This is a genomic window from Paenibacillus sp. RUD330, from assembly GCF_002243345.2.
Taxonomy (GTDB): domain Bacteria; phylum Bacillota; class Bacilli; order Paenibacillales; family Paenibacillaceae; genus Paenibacillus_O.
The window spans coordinates 4119363-4134351 of sequence record NZ_CP022655.2 but is presented as its reverse complement, the minus strand read 5'-3'; the positions used below and the strand labels follow the sequence as shown (position 1 = coordinate 4134351).

Annotated in this window: 11 protein-coding genes; 5 read left to right on the top strand and 6 right to left on the bottom strand. The window is 59.4% G+C overall.

Features of this window, described 5'->3' with window-relative positions:
• Window positions 1-229: 229 nt before the first annotated feature.
• Window positions 230-1195, bottom strand: a complete 966-nt coding sequence (locus CIC07_RS18975; RefSeq protein WP_076353892.1) for a LacI family DNA-binding transcriptional regulator — start codon at window positions 1193-1195, stop codon at window positions 230-232.
• Between the two features lie 79 nt (window positions 1196-1274).
• A complete protein-coding gene (locus CIC07_RS18970) occupies window positions 1275-4685 on the bottom strand; it encodes a GH36-type glycosyl hydrolase domain-containing protein (protein ID WP_076353894.1) in 3411 nt (1136 codons plus the stop codon).
• 292 nt (window positions 4686-4977) lie between these two features.
• Here CIC07_RS18970 and CIC07_RS18965 point away from each other — a divergent pair, with 292 nt between their 5' ends.
• The 3 genes from CIC07_RS18965 (at window position 4978) to CIC07_RS18955 (ending at window position 8078) form a co-directional block, all read left to right on the top strand.
• Window positions 4978-6222, top strand: coding sequence for a sugar ABC transporter substrate-binding protein (locus CIC07_RS18965; RefSeq protein ID WP_076353896.1), 1245 nt, complete (start codon window positions 4978-4980; stop codon window positions 6220-6222).
• A gap of 94 nt (window positions 6223-6316) precedes the next feature.
• Window positions 6317-7201: a carbohydrate ABC transporter permease gene (locus CIC07_RS18960; protein ID WP_076353898.1), complete on the top strand. Its 885-nt coding sequence runs from the start codon at window positions 6317-6319 to the stop codon at window positions 7199-7201.
• 13 nt (window positions 7202-7214) lie between these two features.
• Window positions 7215-8078, top strand: coding sequence for a carbohydrate ABC transporter permease (locus CIC07_RS18955; RefSeq protein ID WP_083687868.1), 864 nt, complete (start codon window positions 7215-7217; stop codon window positions 8076-8078).
• A 120-nt stretch (window positions 8079-8198) separates the two neighbouring features.
• On the opposite strand, the gene CIC07_RS18950 is transcribed toward CIC07_RS18955, so the two are convergent.
• Entirely contained in the window at window positions 8199-9722 is a 1524-nt protein-coding gene (locus CIC07_RS18950) for a sensor histidine kinase (protein ID WP_076353900.1), read from the bottom strand.
• Window positions 9700-10425, bottom strand: a complete 726-nt coding sequence (locus tag CIC07_RS18945) for a response regulator transcription factor (protein WP_076353902.1) — start codon at window positions 10423-10425, stop codon at window positions 9700-9702. Before CIC07_RS18945 ends, CIC07_RS18950 begins: the two co-directional genes overlap by 23 nt.
• 164 nt (window positions 10426-10589) lie before the next feature.
• Between CIC07_RS18945 and CIC07_RS18940 the strand changes: the two genes are divergently transcribed.
• Window positions 10590-11450: a hypothetical protein gene (locus tag CIC07_RS18940; protein WP_076353904.1), complete on the top strand. Its 861-nt coding sequence runs from the start codon at window positions 10590-10592 to the stop codon at window positions 11448-11450.
• A gap of 216 nt (window positions 11451-11666) precedes the next feature.
• Here the strand turns inward: CIC07_RS18940 and CIC07_RS18935 are convergent, their stop codons facing one another.
• Together CIC07_RS18935 and CIC07_RS18930 are read right to left on the bottom strand one after the other, a co-directional pair.
• On the bottom strand, window positions 11667-13412 hold the full coding sequence (locus CIC07_RS18935) for an EAL domain-containing protein (protein WP_076353906.1): 1746 nt from the start codon (window positions 13410-13412) through the stop codon (window positions 11667-11669).
• Window positions 13413-13607, bottom strand: a complete 195-nt coding sequence (locus CIC07_RS18930) for an aspartyl-phosphate phosphatase Spo0E family protein (RefSeq protein ID WP_076353908.1) — start codon at window positions 13605-13607, stop codon at window positions 13413-13415.
• 125 nt (window positions 13608-13732) lie between these two features.
• Here CIC07_RS18930 and CIC07_RS18925 point away from each other — a divergent pair, with 125 nt between their 5' ends.
• Window positions 13733-14695 (top strand): tyrosine-type recombinase/integrase, encoded by a 963-nt coding sequence (locus tag CIC07_RS18925; protein WP_076353910.1) that lies wholly within the window; start codon window positions 13733-13735, stop codon window positions 14693-14695.
• The last annotated feature ends 294 nt before the right edge of the window (window positions 14696-14989 follow it).

Sequence of the window (14989 nt, the reverse complement as noted above, 5' to 3'; positions counted from 1 at the left end):
CAGCATCCCTTCGGCCGGAGCCGAACGGGATGCTGCCTTTTGCTGCTTGGTTCCTGAACGGAGCCGAACGGGATGCTGCCTTTTGCTGCTTGGTTCGGAACGGAGCCGGATGTGCTTGCCGCCCGTAAGCGCGGAACGGAAAGCGGCGACTCTATCGATGCGAAACAGAAGGGCGGCCTGCGCACCGCGACCCGTCATGCCGCCCGAAGGGCGGTGCCGGTCAGTCGGCCTAACGTCGCCGCACGGAATCCGCCTCGATCAGAGAGACGTAGATCCGCTCATGCTCGACTTCTTCGCCGCCTATGATCCGGAGCAGCTGCTCCGACGCCATCGCTCCCCACCGGTACTTGGAGTAATCGATGGTGGCGAGGCGAGGCTCGAGATACTGGGTCAGGTCGATGTTGTCGAAGCCGACGAGCGAGAGCTCCTCGCCGATCCGGACGCCTTGGCTGGCGGCGTAGTTGTACAGGCCGATGGCCATTTCGTCGTTGAGGCAGAACACGCCCGCCGGGCCCTCGTTCCGCTCCAGAATGACGCGTCCGGCTTCCTCGCCGGAGCCTTTGTTGAAGTCGCCTTCGATAATGACGGCTTCCAGCTCCGGATGGCGGTCGAGCGTCTGCCGGACGGCGATCATCCTCTGGCGCGAGTCGAAGGTGTCGGCCGGCCCCGACACGACGTACAGCTTGCGGTGCCCCGTGCCGATGAGATAGTCCATGGCGAGGTTCGCGCCGGCCTTGTTGTCGAGCAGCACCTGATTCACGGCGGGATGGTTGAGCTCCCGGTCGAGCACGACCAGCTTGTGACCGCGGTCGGCATAGTCGAGCAGCTCCTCGTCCGAGAAGGTGGAGTCGAGAATGATGGCTCCGTCGATCATCCGCTCCGGCAGCAGGCGATGCGACTGCATGCCGCTGCAGACGATCAGGTCATAGCCCTTGCGGTTGAGCACTTCCTTCATTCCCTGCAGCAGATCGCCGTAGAAGGCGCCCGTGAAGTCGGTCAGGAACGCCCCGATGATCCGGGATTCCTGCTTCTTGAGCTGGCGGGCCGCCGCATTGGGAATATAGTTCAGCTCCTTGGCGATGGCCAGAATCTTGGCGCTGGTTTCGGATGTGACCTTCGGACTGCCGTTCAGCGCATAAGAGACCGTCGATATCGACACTCCGGCCTGCTTGGCGATATCCTTGATGCTGACCACCGAGATTCCTCCTGGAGAAGGTTTTTTTTTCAACTATACCACAACTTTCCTATTCGTAAGCGTTATCTGTCGGCACGCCTCAGGCTTCAATGACAATCTCGTTCACGGCCTCGGCGTCGGACAGCCACAGCGGCTCCAGCCCCGCCAGCGGCAGCTCCGCCCCGGTGCTGCGGTAGGATCCGGCCAGACGGCCGAATGAAGCTTCCTTGCCGTTGACGGCGATGCGCCGGATTTCTCCGCCGCTGCCGGAGAGGGAGTAGAGAATCCGCACGGAGCGGCCTGCGGCCGCGAAGCGGAAGCTCATGCCGTCCAGCTCGGCTGGGAGGACGGGATCCAGCTGCAGGACATCCGCCGCCACGCGGATGCCGAGCACATTCGAGATGAGCTGGTTCATATAGATTCCCGGGCCGCTGGAGTAGATGCGCCAGCCGCCCTTGACGGCGGCGGTTCCCCGCCGCAGCTCCTCGAAGCGTGCGGTGGCCTCGTACCGGGTCGCGAAGCGTCCGTCCGAGCTGCTGAAGTAGGCGTTGCTCTGCCGAATCTCCGCGTTCGGAACCGCATCGGCGATTCCGATCGGGTTGATGACCTGCAGCGCCTGCCAGGCTTCGTCAGGCTTGCCCAGCTTGGCCATCGCCTCGATGAAGCGGATATGGGCGTGGACATACTGCAGGCCGATCTCGCGGCCGAAGTTGGCCGCCTGCTCCGCGCGCTTGAAGAGGGTGCTGACTCCGCCCTCATAGGCGGCGGGCCGGCTCATCAGGCGCACGCCGTCGGGGAAGCTCAGCTCGCGCTTGATCAGCGCGTAATGCGCTTCGGCCTGCTCCGGAGTGATGAGCCCGGCAATCATGCTGCGAGTCATCGGCAGCAGGCGGTACCGGATGCCGGTGCGCTCATCTGACGGATGCAGCCATTTGTCGGGATGCCGGGCGTCCTCCATGTAGAGGAATCCGGGGATGACCTCGTCCGGATTCATGTACCGGTGGAAGTCCTCGCGGATGCCCTCCGCCAGCTTCAGCAGTCCCGCCCCGAAGGCGGCATGCTGCGAGGAGCGTGGTCCGCCGTCAGCCGCGGCCAGCAAGCCGCCGAGCTGCCGGACGGCCTGATAGGTCAGCGCGACGGTCCAGCTACTGACCATATAGGCGCGCAGCTCGGCGCTAGCCGGCTGCAGCGTATCGTCCCAGTCGCCGTCTCCGTAGGAGGAGAGGGACGTGCCGTGCAGGAAGCGGGAGCGGATGTAGTCCATCTGCTTGAGGACGTGGTCGTACAGGGAATGCTTTTGCCGCGTAGGCTCGAAGCTGTCCTCTCCGGTATAGGGAAGCTCGGTGTCCAAAATAGAGAGGTCGCCGGTCGCGGCGATATAGTCGCCGAGCAGCTTCAGCGGCCAGACGATGATGTCGCCGTGGCTCTCCTCCTGCTGGACGCGGTAATAGCGGTCGAACATGAACCACTGCGGCCAGCCTCCGCTTGCCTCGTACTGGTGGGCGTAGACGGTTCGGATAATGTCCTTCACGGCCTCGTAATGCTGCACGGCGAGGAAGTATTCCGCCGGCCCCTGGCAGACGTCCCTCGTTCCCCAGGCGGCGCCGCCGTATTGCTCCAGCCCGTGCGGAACGGCGAAATGAACCCGCATGTTGTGCGTGTACCACCAGGCGAGCATGTCGAGGCGCCGTACGGAGGCGATGTCCTGCGGATGCTCCAGCCGGAAGTGGTTCATGAGCTCTGCCATGCCGCCGCGGTAGCGGTTTTTTTCGCTTTCAAAGACCAATGGCTCGGCAGGGTCCGGCTCGGAGCCTCTCCAGCCGTCCAGCCGGCCTCCGATGCGGAGGCTCCAGGCTGCCGACGGTGCCGTCTCCAGCACGAGCAGAGGGGCGGCGCTCGGAGCAAGGCCGGGCATGAGCCTCCGCTCATCCTTGAGGGCCGTTTCGGTGCCCTGTGCGCTGATGCGGTAGGAGAGCGCCGGGTAAGCTTCCCGGATCGGCGATCCCTCGGAGGCGGAGACGATGAGGCTGCCGTCCTGCTGCCGGAGCTCGTATGGAATCTCGTAGTCGCGGTCGTTCATCGTGATCTGCGCCGTAACCAGATAACGGCGGGACAGCCGGCTGGCGGATCTGATCTCCAGCACGGCATCCGGCGCGGAAGAGCTTGCGAAGCTCGTGATTTCCAGCGTGTCGTCATCGAGGACATAGAGCCAGCGGGCATAGTTGAAGCCGATCTCGAACAGGCTAGGCATGGCGAGCAGGCGGTAGTGTCCGTCGACCTCGGCGTACAGGCGCAAGCCGGAAGCATGAGCGGCGTTAAGAGCGCTGCGCACATGGCCGATCAGCTTGTTGAAGGAAGTGTTCCCGACGACCAGCTGGGAGTGGAACACTCCGTACATGTAAGCGGTCGAGGTGAGCATCTCGGCTGCTGCCCGGTCCGGAGCTCCGCTCATCAGGATATGGCCATGCGGCCGCTCCATGGAGAGCTCCTTGGCCTTCAGCACGACATGCTCGTAATCCGGGGTAAAAAAGGACAGCAGCTCGCCGCCGGAATATTCTTCCTCCAGCCGGACCGGGTAGAGCTGCGCCAGCTCGGCTGGAGAAAGCGGCCGGGAGAGCAGCGGATCGCCGAGATCGGCGGAGCGGAGCGGAACCGGCACGGCTGGGCCTTCTGCTGCGGGGAGACGGCTGGCTTCCCGCCAAGCTTCCTCCAACTGATCGGAATAGGCCGCTTCCGTGACGGCTTCCGGATGATGCTCCCGGAACATCCCGTAGAAGACGGCCTCGGCGCCATTCGCCGGATCAAGCGTTTTCGACTGCAGAGCGGTATAGGCGAATTCGTATTGGTAGACCTCGGAGGGAAGCCGATCCAGGCTCAGCGCCTCGGGCCGGTGGCTGTCCTTGAAGGAGAGGCCGAAAAATTGGAAGCCGTCGGTCGAGTACGATTCGGCTCCCGTGAGGCAGCCCTGCTGCATATAAGGGAACGATCCGCCTTGCGGCTGGTTCTGGCGCGAGCAGACCCTCCAGCCGTAACGCTCGTCGCGGTAGGCCGAATGGTCGATGTACTGCGAGCAGTAGGCTTCGTTGCTGCGGACTGCAGCCGGGGCGCCGAGGCCGATATCCTGGCCGTAAATGATATCGGTCTGCAGGGAAACGCCGGCGGAGTCGAGCTTGATCTCCCAGAACCAGCTGCCGCTGGAGGACATCAGGAAGGAGACCTCGTACCCGACTTCTTCCGCGTTGCCGCTCCAGGTGATGCGCTGCCCTTGGCGGCTGACGGCGCTTCGCGAGGAGACGCCCAGCAGAGGATGGACGGAGAAGCCGTCCGGACGGCGGATCCGCAGGTACAGATTGTTGAGCGATCCGTCCAGCGGACTGGACAAGAGCTGATTGAGCATCATTCCGCCGCCGAGCGCCTCGTACAGGTCGCCGGAAGCATGGAAGGCGAAGGATAAAGACCCGGATTCCAGTCTCCACAAGGCTGGCTGGACATTTGTTTGCGGGGTAGGCATAGGGTGTTTCCTCCTTTCGATAGACAAGAAACGCCTGCTTATCTGGAAAAAAGATAATAAAAACGTTTCGACAACACGTAATCCGAGTATAAACAAAGGTGGGAAATGAAGTCAAACCTTAGTTGAAAATCAATGTAAGCGAATTCTTTAGGGAAGGGGGGCCTATTCGGCTATATATGAAGGGGAATATCTTCATCAAAAAAGCCTTGAATGCGATTTCAAGTTGATCTATAATTCAATTCGAAACGTTTCAATTGAGCAAAGGGCAACTTAACCAGGGGAGGAAATACAAATGAAAACGAAAACTGCAAGCGCCGCCATCGCGGCCGTCATGCTCGCAGGAACCGCTTTGGCGGGATGCTCTTCGGGCGGCAGCGACTCCGCTGACGGAGGCAAGGTCACTCTCTCCGTCTGGGCGATGGGAGACAGCAGCAAGCCGATGGAGCAGATGGCAGCCGCCTTCACCAAAGAAAATCCGAACGTCACGGTCAAGGTTCAGGCGATCCCTTGGGGCAGCGCCCATGACAAGCTGCTGACGGCGGTCGCTTCCAAGAAAGGTCCCGACGTGCTGCAGATGGGCACAACCTGGATGCCGGAGTTCGCTGCGGCTGGAGCTCTCGCCGATCTGACGGCCGACCTCGGCAGCTACCCCGAGCTTGCAGCGGACAATTTCTTCAAGGGCACCGTCACCTCCACCCAGTTCGACGGCAAAACCGTCGGCGTGCCCTGGCTGGCTGAAACGAGAATCCTGTTCTACCGCACCGATGTGCTGAAGTCCGTCGGCTACGACCACGCTCCGAAAACCTGGGATGAGCTGCTTGACGCCTCCAAGAAGCTGACCGAGCGGGGCAAGGACAAATACGGCATCGGGTTCGACCCGAAGGAGCCGACGCTCAGCTTCATGTTCGCCCGCCAGAACGGCGCCAAGCTGATCGAGGGCAACAAAGCGCAATTCGACCAGCCGCAATACCGCGACACGGTCGCTTACCTGGACAGCTTCTTCAAGAACGGATACGCTCCGATCGATCTCGGCCTCGATACGTCCCAGACGTTCGGCGGCGACGGCATGGTGCCGATGTTCATCAGCGGGCCTTGGATGATCAAGACGATCAAGGACCAGATTCCGGACATCGACGGCAAATGGGCGACGGCCGTTCTTCCCGCCAAGGAGAACAACATGAGCTCGCTCGGCGGCTCCAACCTGACCGTGTTCAACTTCACCGACCACAAGGCGGAAGCGATGAAGTTCGTCTCCTTCCTGAGCAAGCCGGAAAACCAGCTGGAATGGATGAAGCAGACCGGCGAGCTGCCGGCCAACATGAAGGCATGGGAAGATCCGCAGCTGAGCGGGGATGCCAACATGAGCGTCGTCGGCGAGCAGCTGAAAAACGCCGAGCCGATGCCGCTGGTCAAAGCCTGGGACAACATCTCCCAAAACTTCGTGAAAACCTTCGAGCAGATCTACCGCGCGAACGGAAATATCGATGCCCAGCTCAAAGACTTCAACGCGCAATCCCAGCAGCTGCTGGACAAATAAATCGCTGACGGCCAGGGGCCGGCTGCCGGAATCTCCGGCAGCCGGCTGATCTGCACTCCGCCTTCCGTCAGGACCCGTAAAGGAAGTGAAATGGATGAAAGGACCTTCAAGGGCTGCGCCGTACGTCTTCATCGGACCGACCCTCATCCTGCTAGCCGTGTTCTCCCTGCTGCCCATTCTCGTCGCGGTCTACATCAGCTTGACCGACATGGACCTGGCGGGGCTGGCCAACTACTCCAGCATCAAGTTCGTCGGCCTGCAGAATTATGCCGATGTGCTGGGCGATCCCGTCTTCCTGCTGGCGCTGCGCAACACGCTGTTCTACGTCGTCATCGGGGTGCCGCTCGTCATCGCCTGCTCGCTCGGAGCCGCCCTGCTGATCAACTTCGGACGCTCGCGCGCGTTCAAGGTATTCAGGGTCGTCTATTACCTGCCGTCCGTGACGAACGTCGTGGCCGTGGCCGTCGTCTGGAGCTATCTGTACAATCCGGGCATCGGCCTCTTCAATTACGTCCTGACGTCGCTCGGCTTCGGCAAGGTGGCCTGGCTGACCGACCCGACGATCGCCAAGCTGTCGCTCATCCTGCTGGCGCTGTGGCGCAGCATCGGCCTCAACATGATCATCTTCATCGCGGCGCTGCAGGGCATCGACCGCTCGTACTACGAGGCGGCGCAGCTGGACGGCGCCAGCAACTGGCAGCAGCTGACCCGGATTACGATTCCGATGATGCGCTTCGCCATCTTCTTCGTCAGCGTGACGACGATGATCGGCTGGCTGCAGTTCTTCGAAGAGCCTTTCGTCATGACCCAGGGCGGGCCGCTCAACGGCACCGTATCCGCGTCTCTGTTCATTTACCAGAACGGCTTCCAGTTCAGCAACTTCGGCTATGCCGCCGCCGGATCGTTCGTGCTCTTCTTCATCATCATCGCCGTCACCCTGCTCCAGCTGAGACTCCAGCGGAAGCAAGCCGAGGAATAGGAGGCTTACCGTCATGTCCTTGACACCTAAACAAGCGCAATCGGCAGCCCCGACCGGCCGCTCGCGGGATAAGCTGCAGCAGTGGGCCGCCGGCATCGTGCTGACCGTATTCGGCGTCGCGATGATTTTGCCGTTCATCTGGATGCTGCTCTCCTCGTTCAAGACGGAAGGGGAGATCAAGCGCATTCCGCCGACTCTGTGGCCGGAAGCCTTCACGTTCGACAACTTCGGCAAGCTGTTCACCGAGATGGACTTCGGCACCTACCTGACCAACACGCTGCTCATCACGCTGTTCTCCTTCGTCGGGCTGCTGCTGAACGCGATGGCCGGCTTCGGCTTCGCCAAGTACAGCTTCAAGGGACGCGAGAAAATGTTCCTGCTCGTGCTCGCCACGATGATGATACCGGGCCAGGTGACGATGATTCCGGTCTACCTGATCCTGAACAGCGTGAGCCTCACCAACACGATGCTCGGCATCGTGCTGCCGGGCTTCACGAGCGCCTTCGGCATCTTCCTGTTCCGGCAGTTCATGTCGACGCTGCCCGATGAGATCATGGAGGCGACACGCCTCGACGGGGCGAGCGAATTCCGGCTGTTCGCCCAGATCGTCCTGCCGATGTCCAAGCCGATTCTGGCCGTGCAGGCGATCCTCACGTTCATCGGGGGCTGGAACAGCTTCCTGTGGCCGCTCATCATCGCCAACGACGAGAAGCTGTACACCCTCTCGGTCGGCCTGTCGCTGCTGAAGGGCCAGCACGGAACCAACTTCGCGCTGCAGATGGCGGGAGCGGCATTCATGGTCGTTCCGATCATGATCATCTTCGTCTTCTTCCAGAAGCATATCATCGAGAATTACAATATTTCGGGCATGAAATAAAGTCCGGAAGCATAAAAGCCTCGCGGTCTTAAGCCTATGGACTAAAGCCGCATGGACCAAGGCTGTGTGGATAAGCAAGAGCCTCTTTCCCGGGCGGAAGGAGGCTCTTTTTTGGCATGGCTAGCCGGAAGGAGGGAAGCCCATGGAGATGACGGCTCCGCCGCTTGCCTGGTTCCCGGCCCGGATGAATCCGCCGGAGCGTTCCACAATGGCGCGGGAGATGGCGAGGCCGAGGCCGGTGTCGCCGTCCTTGCCTTTGACGAAGCGGTGGAACAGCTGGGGAAGCAGCGATTCGGGAAAGCCGGAGCCGTCGTCCGCGACCGTGAGCTGGATGCCCTTGGAGTCGGACTCGATCCGGATCGTAATGATGCTTCGGGCATGCCGGGCCGCATTGGCGACGATGTTGAGCAGCGCCTGCAGCAGCTTGTCCTTGTCCGCCTCGACCGTCAGCGCTTCGGCCGCATCCGGCCCGGCTTCCACGACAAGCTTGAGCCCTTTCTTCATCAGCATCGGGTTCATCCGCTCGCGCGCCTCGTCGACCAGCTCCCGCAGCGGCACCGGAGCGGAGCGGAATATATCCTCCTCGCTGTCGAGCTTGGCGAGCAGCGTCATCTCGGAGACGAGCTTCTTGAGCCGTCCGCTCTCGCTGAGAATGATGTCGAGGCCGCGCCGGGAGCCCTCGCCTTCGAATACGCCGTCGCGGATGCCCTCGGCATAACCGGCGATCGACATGAGCGGAGTCTTGAGCTCATGGGACGCGTTCTGGAAAAACTGCTTCTGCACGCGGTTGTAGCGGTCCAGTTCCCCGGCTAGCTCATGGACGGTGCGGGCGACGGAGCCGATCTCGCCGCCGGCTCGGATCAGCCGGACTTCGGCGAACTGGCGCTGCTTGACCTTCTTAAGCTCCTCCCGCAGCTCCATGAGAGGACGGATGAGCTTCTTCGTAATGAACAGGCTGAGCAGCAGGACGAGGACGCCTCCGCCTGCCAGCACAAAGAGCAGGCGTCCGAACAGCGCTTTCTCCAGCGCCTTCACCTTGCTCATCGGCGCGAGCAGGGTGAGCGTGCCCTGCGGAACCTCATTGACCTGGACCATGTAGCGGCTGTCCGCGCCTGTCCACAGCTCCTTCAGCGTCATGGTCGCTTGCATGGCCTGCGCAGATTGCGAGGAAAGACGGACTCCCTGCAGCTCGGCCGGCACGAACGAGGCGGCCATGCCGGAGGGGAGGGCGACGCTGTCGGTCACGATTTTGCCGCTTGGATCGGTCACGATCGCCTGCACGTCGGCCGCAGTCAGAACCGTTGACCGAGGCTGCGGCCTGTAGGTCTTCGCGCCCGTCTCGCTGCTTCCGGAATTGTCCCTGGCCGTGGCGATCAGCGGGCTCTTCCCGATGCTCCCGATCGACAAATCGGGCTTCATCGTATCCGTCGGACGGACCGCGGCCATCCCGGTGCTGCTGAAGGAAGCCTGTGCCTGCGTGACCTCCAGGGAAGAGGCGATGCTCGCTCCCATCGTCCGCAGCTCCTGTTTCTGCGAGCCGATGAAATGGTCGAGCAGAACGAAATGGATCAGGAGCGCGGCCGTCCCGAGCACGACGATCAGCACCGCTCCGAAGGCGAGGTTAATTTGATGGAGCAGCTTCATGGCGGGCTCCCCCTTCCTCGGCGCGCAGCCGGTAGCCGTGTCCCCAGACCGCCTCGACGGGCAGCCCGGCGATCTTTTTGCGGAGTCTCTTGAGCAGATGGTCGACCGCCCGGTCGCTGCCGAAATAATCGTCGCCCCATACTTGCACGAGCAGCTCTTCTCTCGTGTAGGCGCGGTTCGGGCGCTCGGCGAACAGCTGGAGCAGCGCATATTCCTTGGAGGTGAGGTCGACCTCCTCGCGATGCCAGAATACCCTTCTTTCCTCGGGCAAAAGAAGCAGCGGCCCCGCATCGATGCGGACGGCGGATGCCGGCGCTTCCTCCATGCCTTGCAGCCGGCGGAGCCGCTGCAGCTGGCGCTTGACGCGGGCGACGAGCTCGCGCGGGCTGAACGGCTTGACGAGATAATCGTCGCTGCCGAGCTCGAGTCCGAGAATTTTGTCGACCTCGTTGTCCTTGGCGGAGATCATGATGATCGGCACCTCCGCCGTGTCGCGGATGCGGCGGCACAGCTCGTAGCCATCCATGCCGGGCAGCATGAGATCGAGCACCCACATATGAGGGGGATCGCCTTCAAGCAGCTCCAAGGCGGCCTCGCCCGAGCCGAGCCCGATCGTACGGTAATTTTCCTTGCGCAGATAAGCTTCGACTAATTCGCGTATATGGGGATCGTCATCCACGACGGCAATCGTATATTCCTGCACGGTAACCCTCCTGAACGGGTGGAATTCTGTCCCTATTATAGCAACCCGTTCGGATGGATGGTCCCGTGCCATCGTTTTTCCACAAATTCACCAATCGGCTGCCACACCCTCGGCGTAAAGTGGGAACGGTACCAGCCATCCCATATCCCAAGGAGTGTTCAACCATGAAACGAAACCAAATCGCCAGCCGTGTCGCCCTGTCAGCCGTCCTGCTCGCCGCCGTGGCAAGCCCGGTTGCGGCCAATGCCGCGATCAGCCCGACGCTGACCAAGCAGTATGCCGCTTCCCTGGAAAAGGCTGGAGCTGGCAGCAAGCCCGCAACGGCCGGCAAGGCAGCCGTCCTGTCGGCAGAGGCAGTCACCGCAGCATCCACGTCGGATAAAGCTGTCGCGACGATGAAGGCGATCAAGCTCGCCGATCCGCTGGAGCTTGCCCGCCAGTATGCCCCGGAAACGGCGGACGCCTGGAAGGAGACGCTGGACAAGTACGACTCCGCCATGAAAAAGCTGGCCAAGAGCGGAGCCTCAGCCGTTCAGGCCGATACCGTGACGCTGAAGTCCGGCGAGGCAGCTGCCCTCGTCCCGGCAGGCGGCGGAGAATTCCAGTCGACGAAGGACGGCGTTTCCTTCACGATCCGGACCCAGCCGGCGGTCATATCGCCATCCGGCACGGCGGCCTTCAAGCTTGAAGGCCCGGAATCCGGCCAGACGAGCTTTGCCATCCGGGGGCTGGAGGACTCCGAGCCAAGCGGCAAGGAGGGCAAAAGCGCCGTAATCGCCGTGCCGGCCCTTCAAGCCGAAAAAGTTATCGCCGATTCGGCGGGAGAGGCCTCCCCGGTACAAGTTCCGTGGAGCAGCGTCACTTCATCGTCTTCGGCCGAATCCGGGTTCTTCAATGCCCGGATCGAATTGGACAAGGCCGCCGAATCCAAGGATGCAGCAGCGATCAAGGAAGCGCTTGCCAAGCTGCTCCCGCTCTATGAGAAGCAGATCGAGAAGCTGGAAAGCCTGAGCGCGCAAAAGTAAGGGATCGAACCAATAAAAAGAGACGCAGGAGTATGAAAGGGAACGAGAGGCTGAGGGTCGCAAGGAGAATCGGAGAGCGGCCAGACCGGATTCCGCAAGGATGGACATGTCACATGTCCGTCCTTGCGGTTTTTTTGGCTTGTACAGCCTGCATTTGTCTCGGTCAGCGAGGAGGGGGTTTCCGTGCAGAGTTGTGGGGAACCGAGCTTCTCCCCCCTAGCAAGTGACTTCATTTCTATGTAGAACCGGCGTCGATGCCTCGAGCTTGCCGGCAGAATGTTCATGTCCAGTCCTTTCATGTCCTTCCCTTATTGACGGCTGTTCGAGCATTCCGTGAAAATAATGCGCCAGCTGCTCTGCGTTCATCGGTCGTCCGATCAAGTATCCTTGGACAAAATCGCATGCGTGAAGCTTGCAGAATTGAAGCTGCTCCTGCGTTTCGACTCCCTCGGCCACTACGCTCAGATTCAAGCGATGCAGGAGACCGATCAGGGATTCGAACAATACGGCGTCATTGGCCGAATCGTTCAAGGCCTGCACGAACTCCTTGTCCAGCTTGATCCTATCGAGGGGATAACGGATCAAATAATTCAAGGACGAGTACCCGCTGCCGAAGTCGTCCATCGCGAGCCGGATGCCGATGTCCTTCAGCTCCAGGAGCTTCTGGATGCAGGTCTCGCTGTGGATCATGGCGATCCTCTCGGTAATCTCGAGCTCCAACGATTGCGGGGACAGGGTAGTAAGGCGCAGCGCGTTGCTGACGGCCGAAGCGAACAGAGGCTCCTTCAGCTGGACCGGGGAAATATTGACGGCCATCCGCAAATCATGAAAGCCCGCTCTCTGCCAGAATCTGCCCATGCGGCATGCTTCGAGGAGCACCCATTCGCCGATCGGCACGATGAGATCGGTACGCTCGAGAATGGGGATGAAGGTATCGGGAGGTATGCTTCCGTATTCCGGATGGTCCCAGCGCAGCAGCGCTTCCAGGCCGATTATTTTTCCTGAGGCTACCTCGGCTTGCGGCTGATAGACAAGCTGGAAGTCCCGCCTGCTCCAGGATGCGCGCAGCTCCTGCTCCATCCGCATGTCGCTGAGCAGCTCAAGCTTGTTTTCCTTGATATACGTCCGGACCCGGTTTTTGCCTTCGCGCTTGGCTTGGTACATCGCGATATCCGAGTGCTGGAAAATCTCGGTGACGGACTGGCAGTCAGCAGGGTAATTGGAAATCCCCGCGCTGAAGGTCGGATTCAGCGAGTGCAGGTAAGTGTAGCCCGACAATGTTGAGATCAGGTTTCGAGCCCATTCCTCCGCTTGTTTTTTTTCGCAATCGAGGAGGACGACGATGAATTCGTCTCCGCCAAGTCTGGCGCACAGCTGCGAGTTTTCCGGAAGCTCCTCTCGCAGTCTCAAGGCGATTTCTTTGAGGCATTCATCGCCAACATCGTGGCCGAAGGTATCGTTGATATAGTTGAAATCATCGACATCGATGAAGATGCAGGATATCGTCGGCGGATGGGCGCGGCCCGCATCGACGAGACGCACAAGCTCCAACTGGATGGCGGTACGGTTGTAAAGGTTGGTCAAAGGATCGCGGAAATCCATCTGCTCCAGTCTTTTGCGCTTTTTATGCAGGCGATGGGCAAGGGCGCTGATCGCGACCGCAAAAGCCAGCAGGACAATCATGGCTTCAAAGATCCGAATCAGCTGGGAGGCACGGAGATCTCCGTCCGTGAAATCATTCCAAGTAATCAGCACTTCGCAGAGGAGGCCGATGAAGGTGAACGATATCCCGCCCTTATAACCGAATTCATAGGAAAAGACAAAGATCGGAATCAAGAAAATCAGCCAGACCATCTGGGAGCCGGGCGCAGGAATCAGCCATTCTCCCAGAGAAATTACGGCAAGGCATAGAAATAGGCTCCCCCACAGGTAAGAATGAAAAGGGCGATGAACAAACGGCATTTACGTACCTCCTCTGGGTGTATGGCTCGGCGCAGTCTGGGTTTTGTGCATATACAGATCCAGCAGCCTGTCCAATTCCGTGCTGTATTGAATGACTAGCGGATGCAGAAAAGTAGGGTGGATCTGATAGACCTCCAGCAGACGATCCCTTGTCGATTCAATCAATTCAATCAAAGCTTCTTCATCTAAATCCATGCAACGCCACCTGCCTTAAAAAGACGGAATAATGAGTCTGTCTAAAATGCCGAGCGACGAGTTATGATAAGTTCGTACAATGCATGTTGTGCGAAGCGAAAATGGAAGTTGGTGGAAACCCGAGCATGATTACGATTCCGGGCCAAGATCCGCATTTATCTCTGTTGACGAAGAAAAAAAACGCCGAAGAGCTCACCGATGAGCAACTGATCGCCATATTTTTAGAAACTTGCAGCAGCTCGCGTTTTACTCATAGAAACTATAAAAAAGCGATTGAGATGTTCAGAGCCTATACTTCGTACGCTCCGCTTCGCGACGTGACCTGGAGAGAAATCGAAGCCTTCAAGCTGCGGCTAATGAAGGAAATCAATGCGGAAACAGGCAGGCCCTATGAACCGGCTACGGTCGCAGGCATCCTGTCCGCGCTGCGTTCTTTGTTCCGATGGTGCTGCCACCCCCAGATCGGAATGATGAAAGACAACCCTACGGCGAACACCAAAAATCCAAAGGTTCAAATAACAAGCGCCCAGCATTATTTGACTAAACGAGAGCTCTCCATCCTGTTTCGGCAGCTGAAAAAGCAAGGGATTCGGAACTATGCGCTGGGATTATCGCTTGCCATGCTTGGTCTGAGGGTATCCGAGCTGGTCGCCATGAGGTGGGAGGATTTCCATACGGATCCGCTGGAATCGTCCGTCTGGCTGACCGTCAAAAAGGGGAAAGGGGACAAGATTCGCGAGATCAAAGTCCCCGGTGTGTTATGGGATGTATTAGGCCAATACAGGTCTTTTTACCCGAAGGACGTCATGGAGGAAGGGCATCGAGTGTTTCCGATATCGGCCAGATGGGTGGAGAAGATCATCGGAAACGCCCGCGACGCCAGCGGGCTGACCAAGAAAGTGACGCCTCACTGGTTAAGGCATACGAATGCAACGCTGGCTCTATTGAGCGGGGCGAGCTTGCAGCAAGTGCAGGAGATGCTGGGGCATTCCCATATGAATACGACGCAACGATATCTGCACACGGTGAACCAGCTCAAAAAGACCGCATCGGATTACGTGGGCGAACATTTGAAAGACATCCTATAGGTATTTCTTCCTAATCAGCATGTTCACCCTCACTAGAATATGTTAAAATGGCAATATCTTCTTATGTAAAATGATGTCATAAGTTGTCGAAAAGACGCACAACATGCATTGTACGAATAGTATACCTGAAATCATTTTTGATTGGACTGTAAGCGGATTCCAAGTGCCTGTCCTGGAACCGAACGAGCTGTCGAATTGCCCTCAAATCAAAAGACTTTTAACCCCCTGGATGCAAAAAATCCTCTCTAGTCAGGCCGGTTCCTTGCACAATGTTTCAACGGTAAAAGTCATAGA

What these genes read in the sequence shown, in the direction of transcription:
- CIC07_RS18960 (WP_076353898.1), top strand. Translation starts at nt 6,317, where the DNA reads ATGAAAGGACCTTCAAGGGCTGCGCCGTACGTCTTCATCGGACCGACC.
- CIC07_RS18935 (WP_076353906.1), bottom strand. Translation starts at nt 13,412, where the DNA reads ATGCCGTTTGTTCATCGCCCTTTTCATTCTTACCTGTGGGGGAGCCTA.
- CIC07_RS18950 (WP_076353900.1), bottom strand. Translation starts at nt 9,722, where the DNA reads ATGAAGCTGCTCCATCAAATTAACCTCGCCTTCGGAGCGGTGCTGATC.
- CIC07_RS18925 (WP_076353910.1), top strand. Translation starts at nt 13,733, where the DNA reads ATGATTACGATTCCGGGCCAAGATCCGCATTTATCTCTGTTGACGAAG.
- CIC07_RS18965 (WP_076353896.1), top strand. Translation starts at nt 4,978, where the DNA reads ATGAAAACGAAAACTGCAAGCGCCGCCATCGCGGCCGTCATGCTCGCA.
- CIC07_RS18955 (WP_083687868.1), top strand. Translation starts at nt 7,215, where the DNA reads ATGTCCTTGACACCTAAACAAGCGCAATCGGCAGCCCCGACCGGCCGC.
- CIC07_RS18940 (WP_076353904.1), top strand. Translation starts at nt 10,590, where the DNA reads ATGAAACGAAACCAAATCGCCAGCCGTGTCGCCCTGTCAGCCGTCCTG.
- CIC07_RS18970 (WP_076353894.1), bottom strand. Translation starts at nt 4,685, where the DNA reads ATGCCTACCCCGCAAACAAATGTCCAGCCAGCCTTGTGGAGACTGGAA.
- CIC07_RS18930 (WP_076353908.1), bottom strand. Translation starts at nt 13,607, where the DNA reads ATGGATTTAGATGAAGAAGCTTTGATTGAATTGATTGAATCGACAAGG.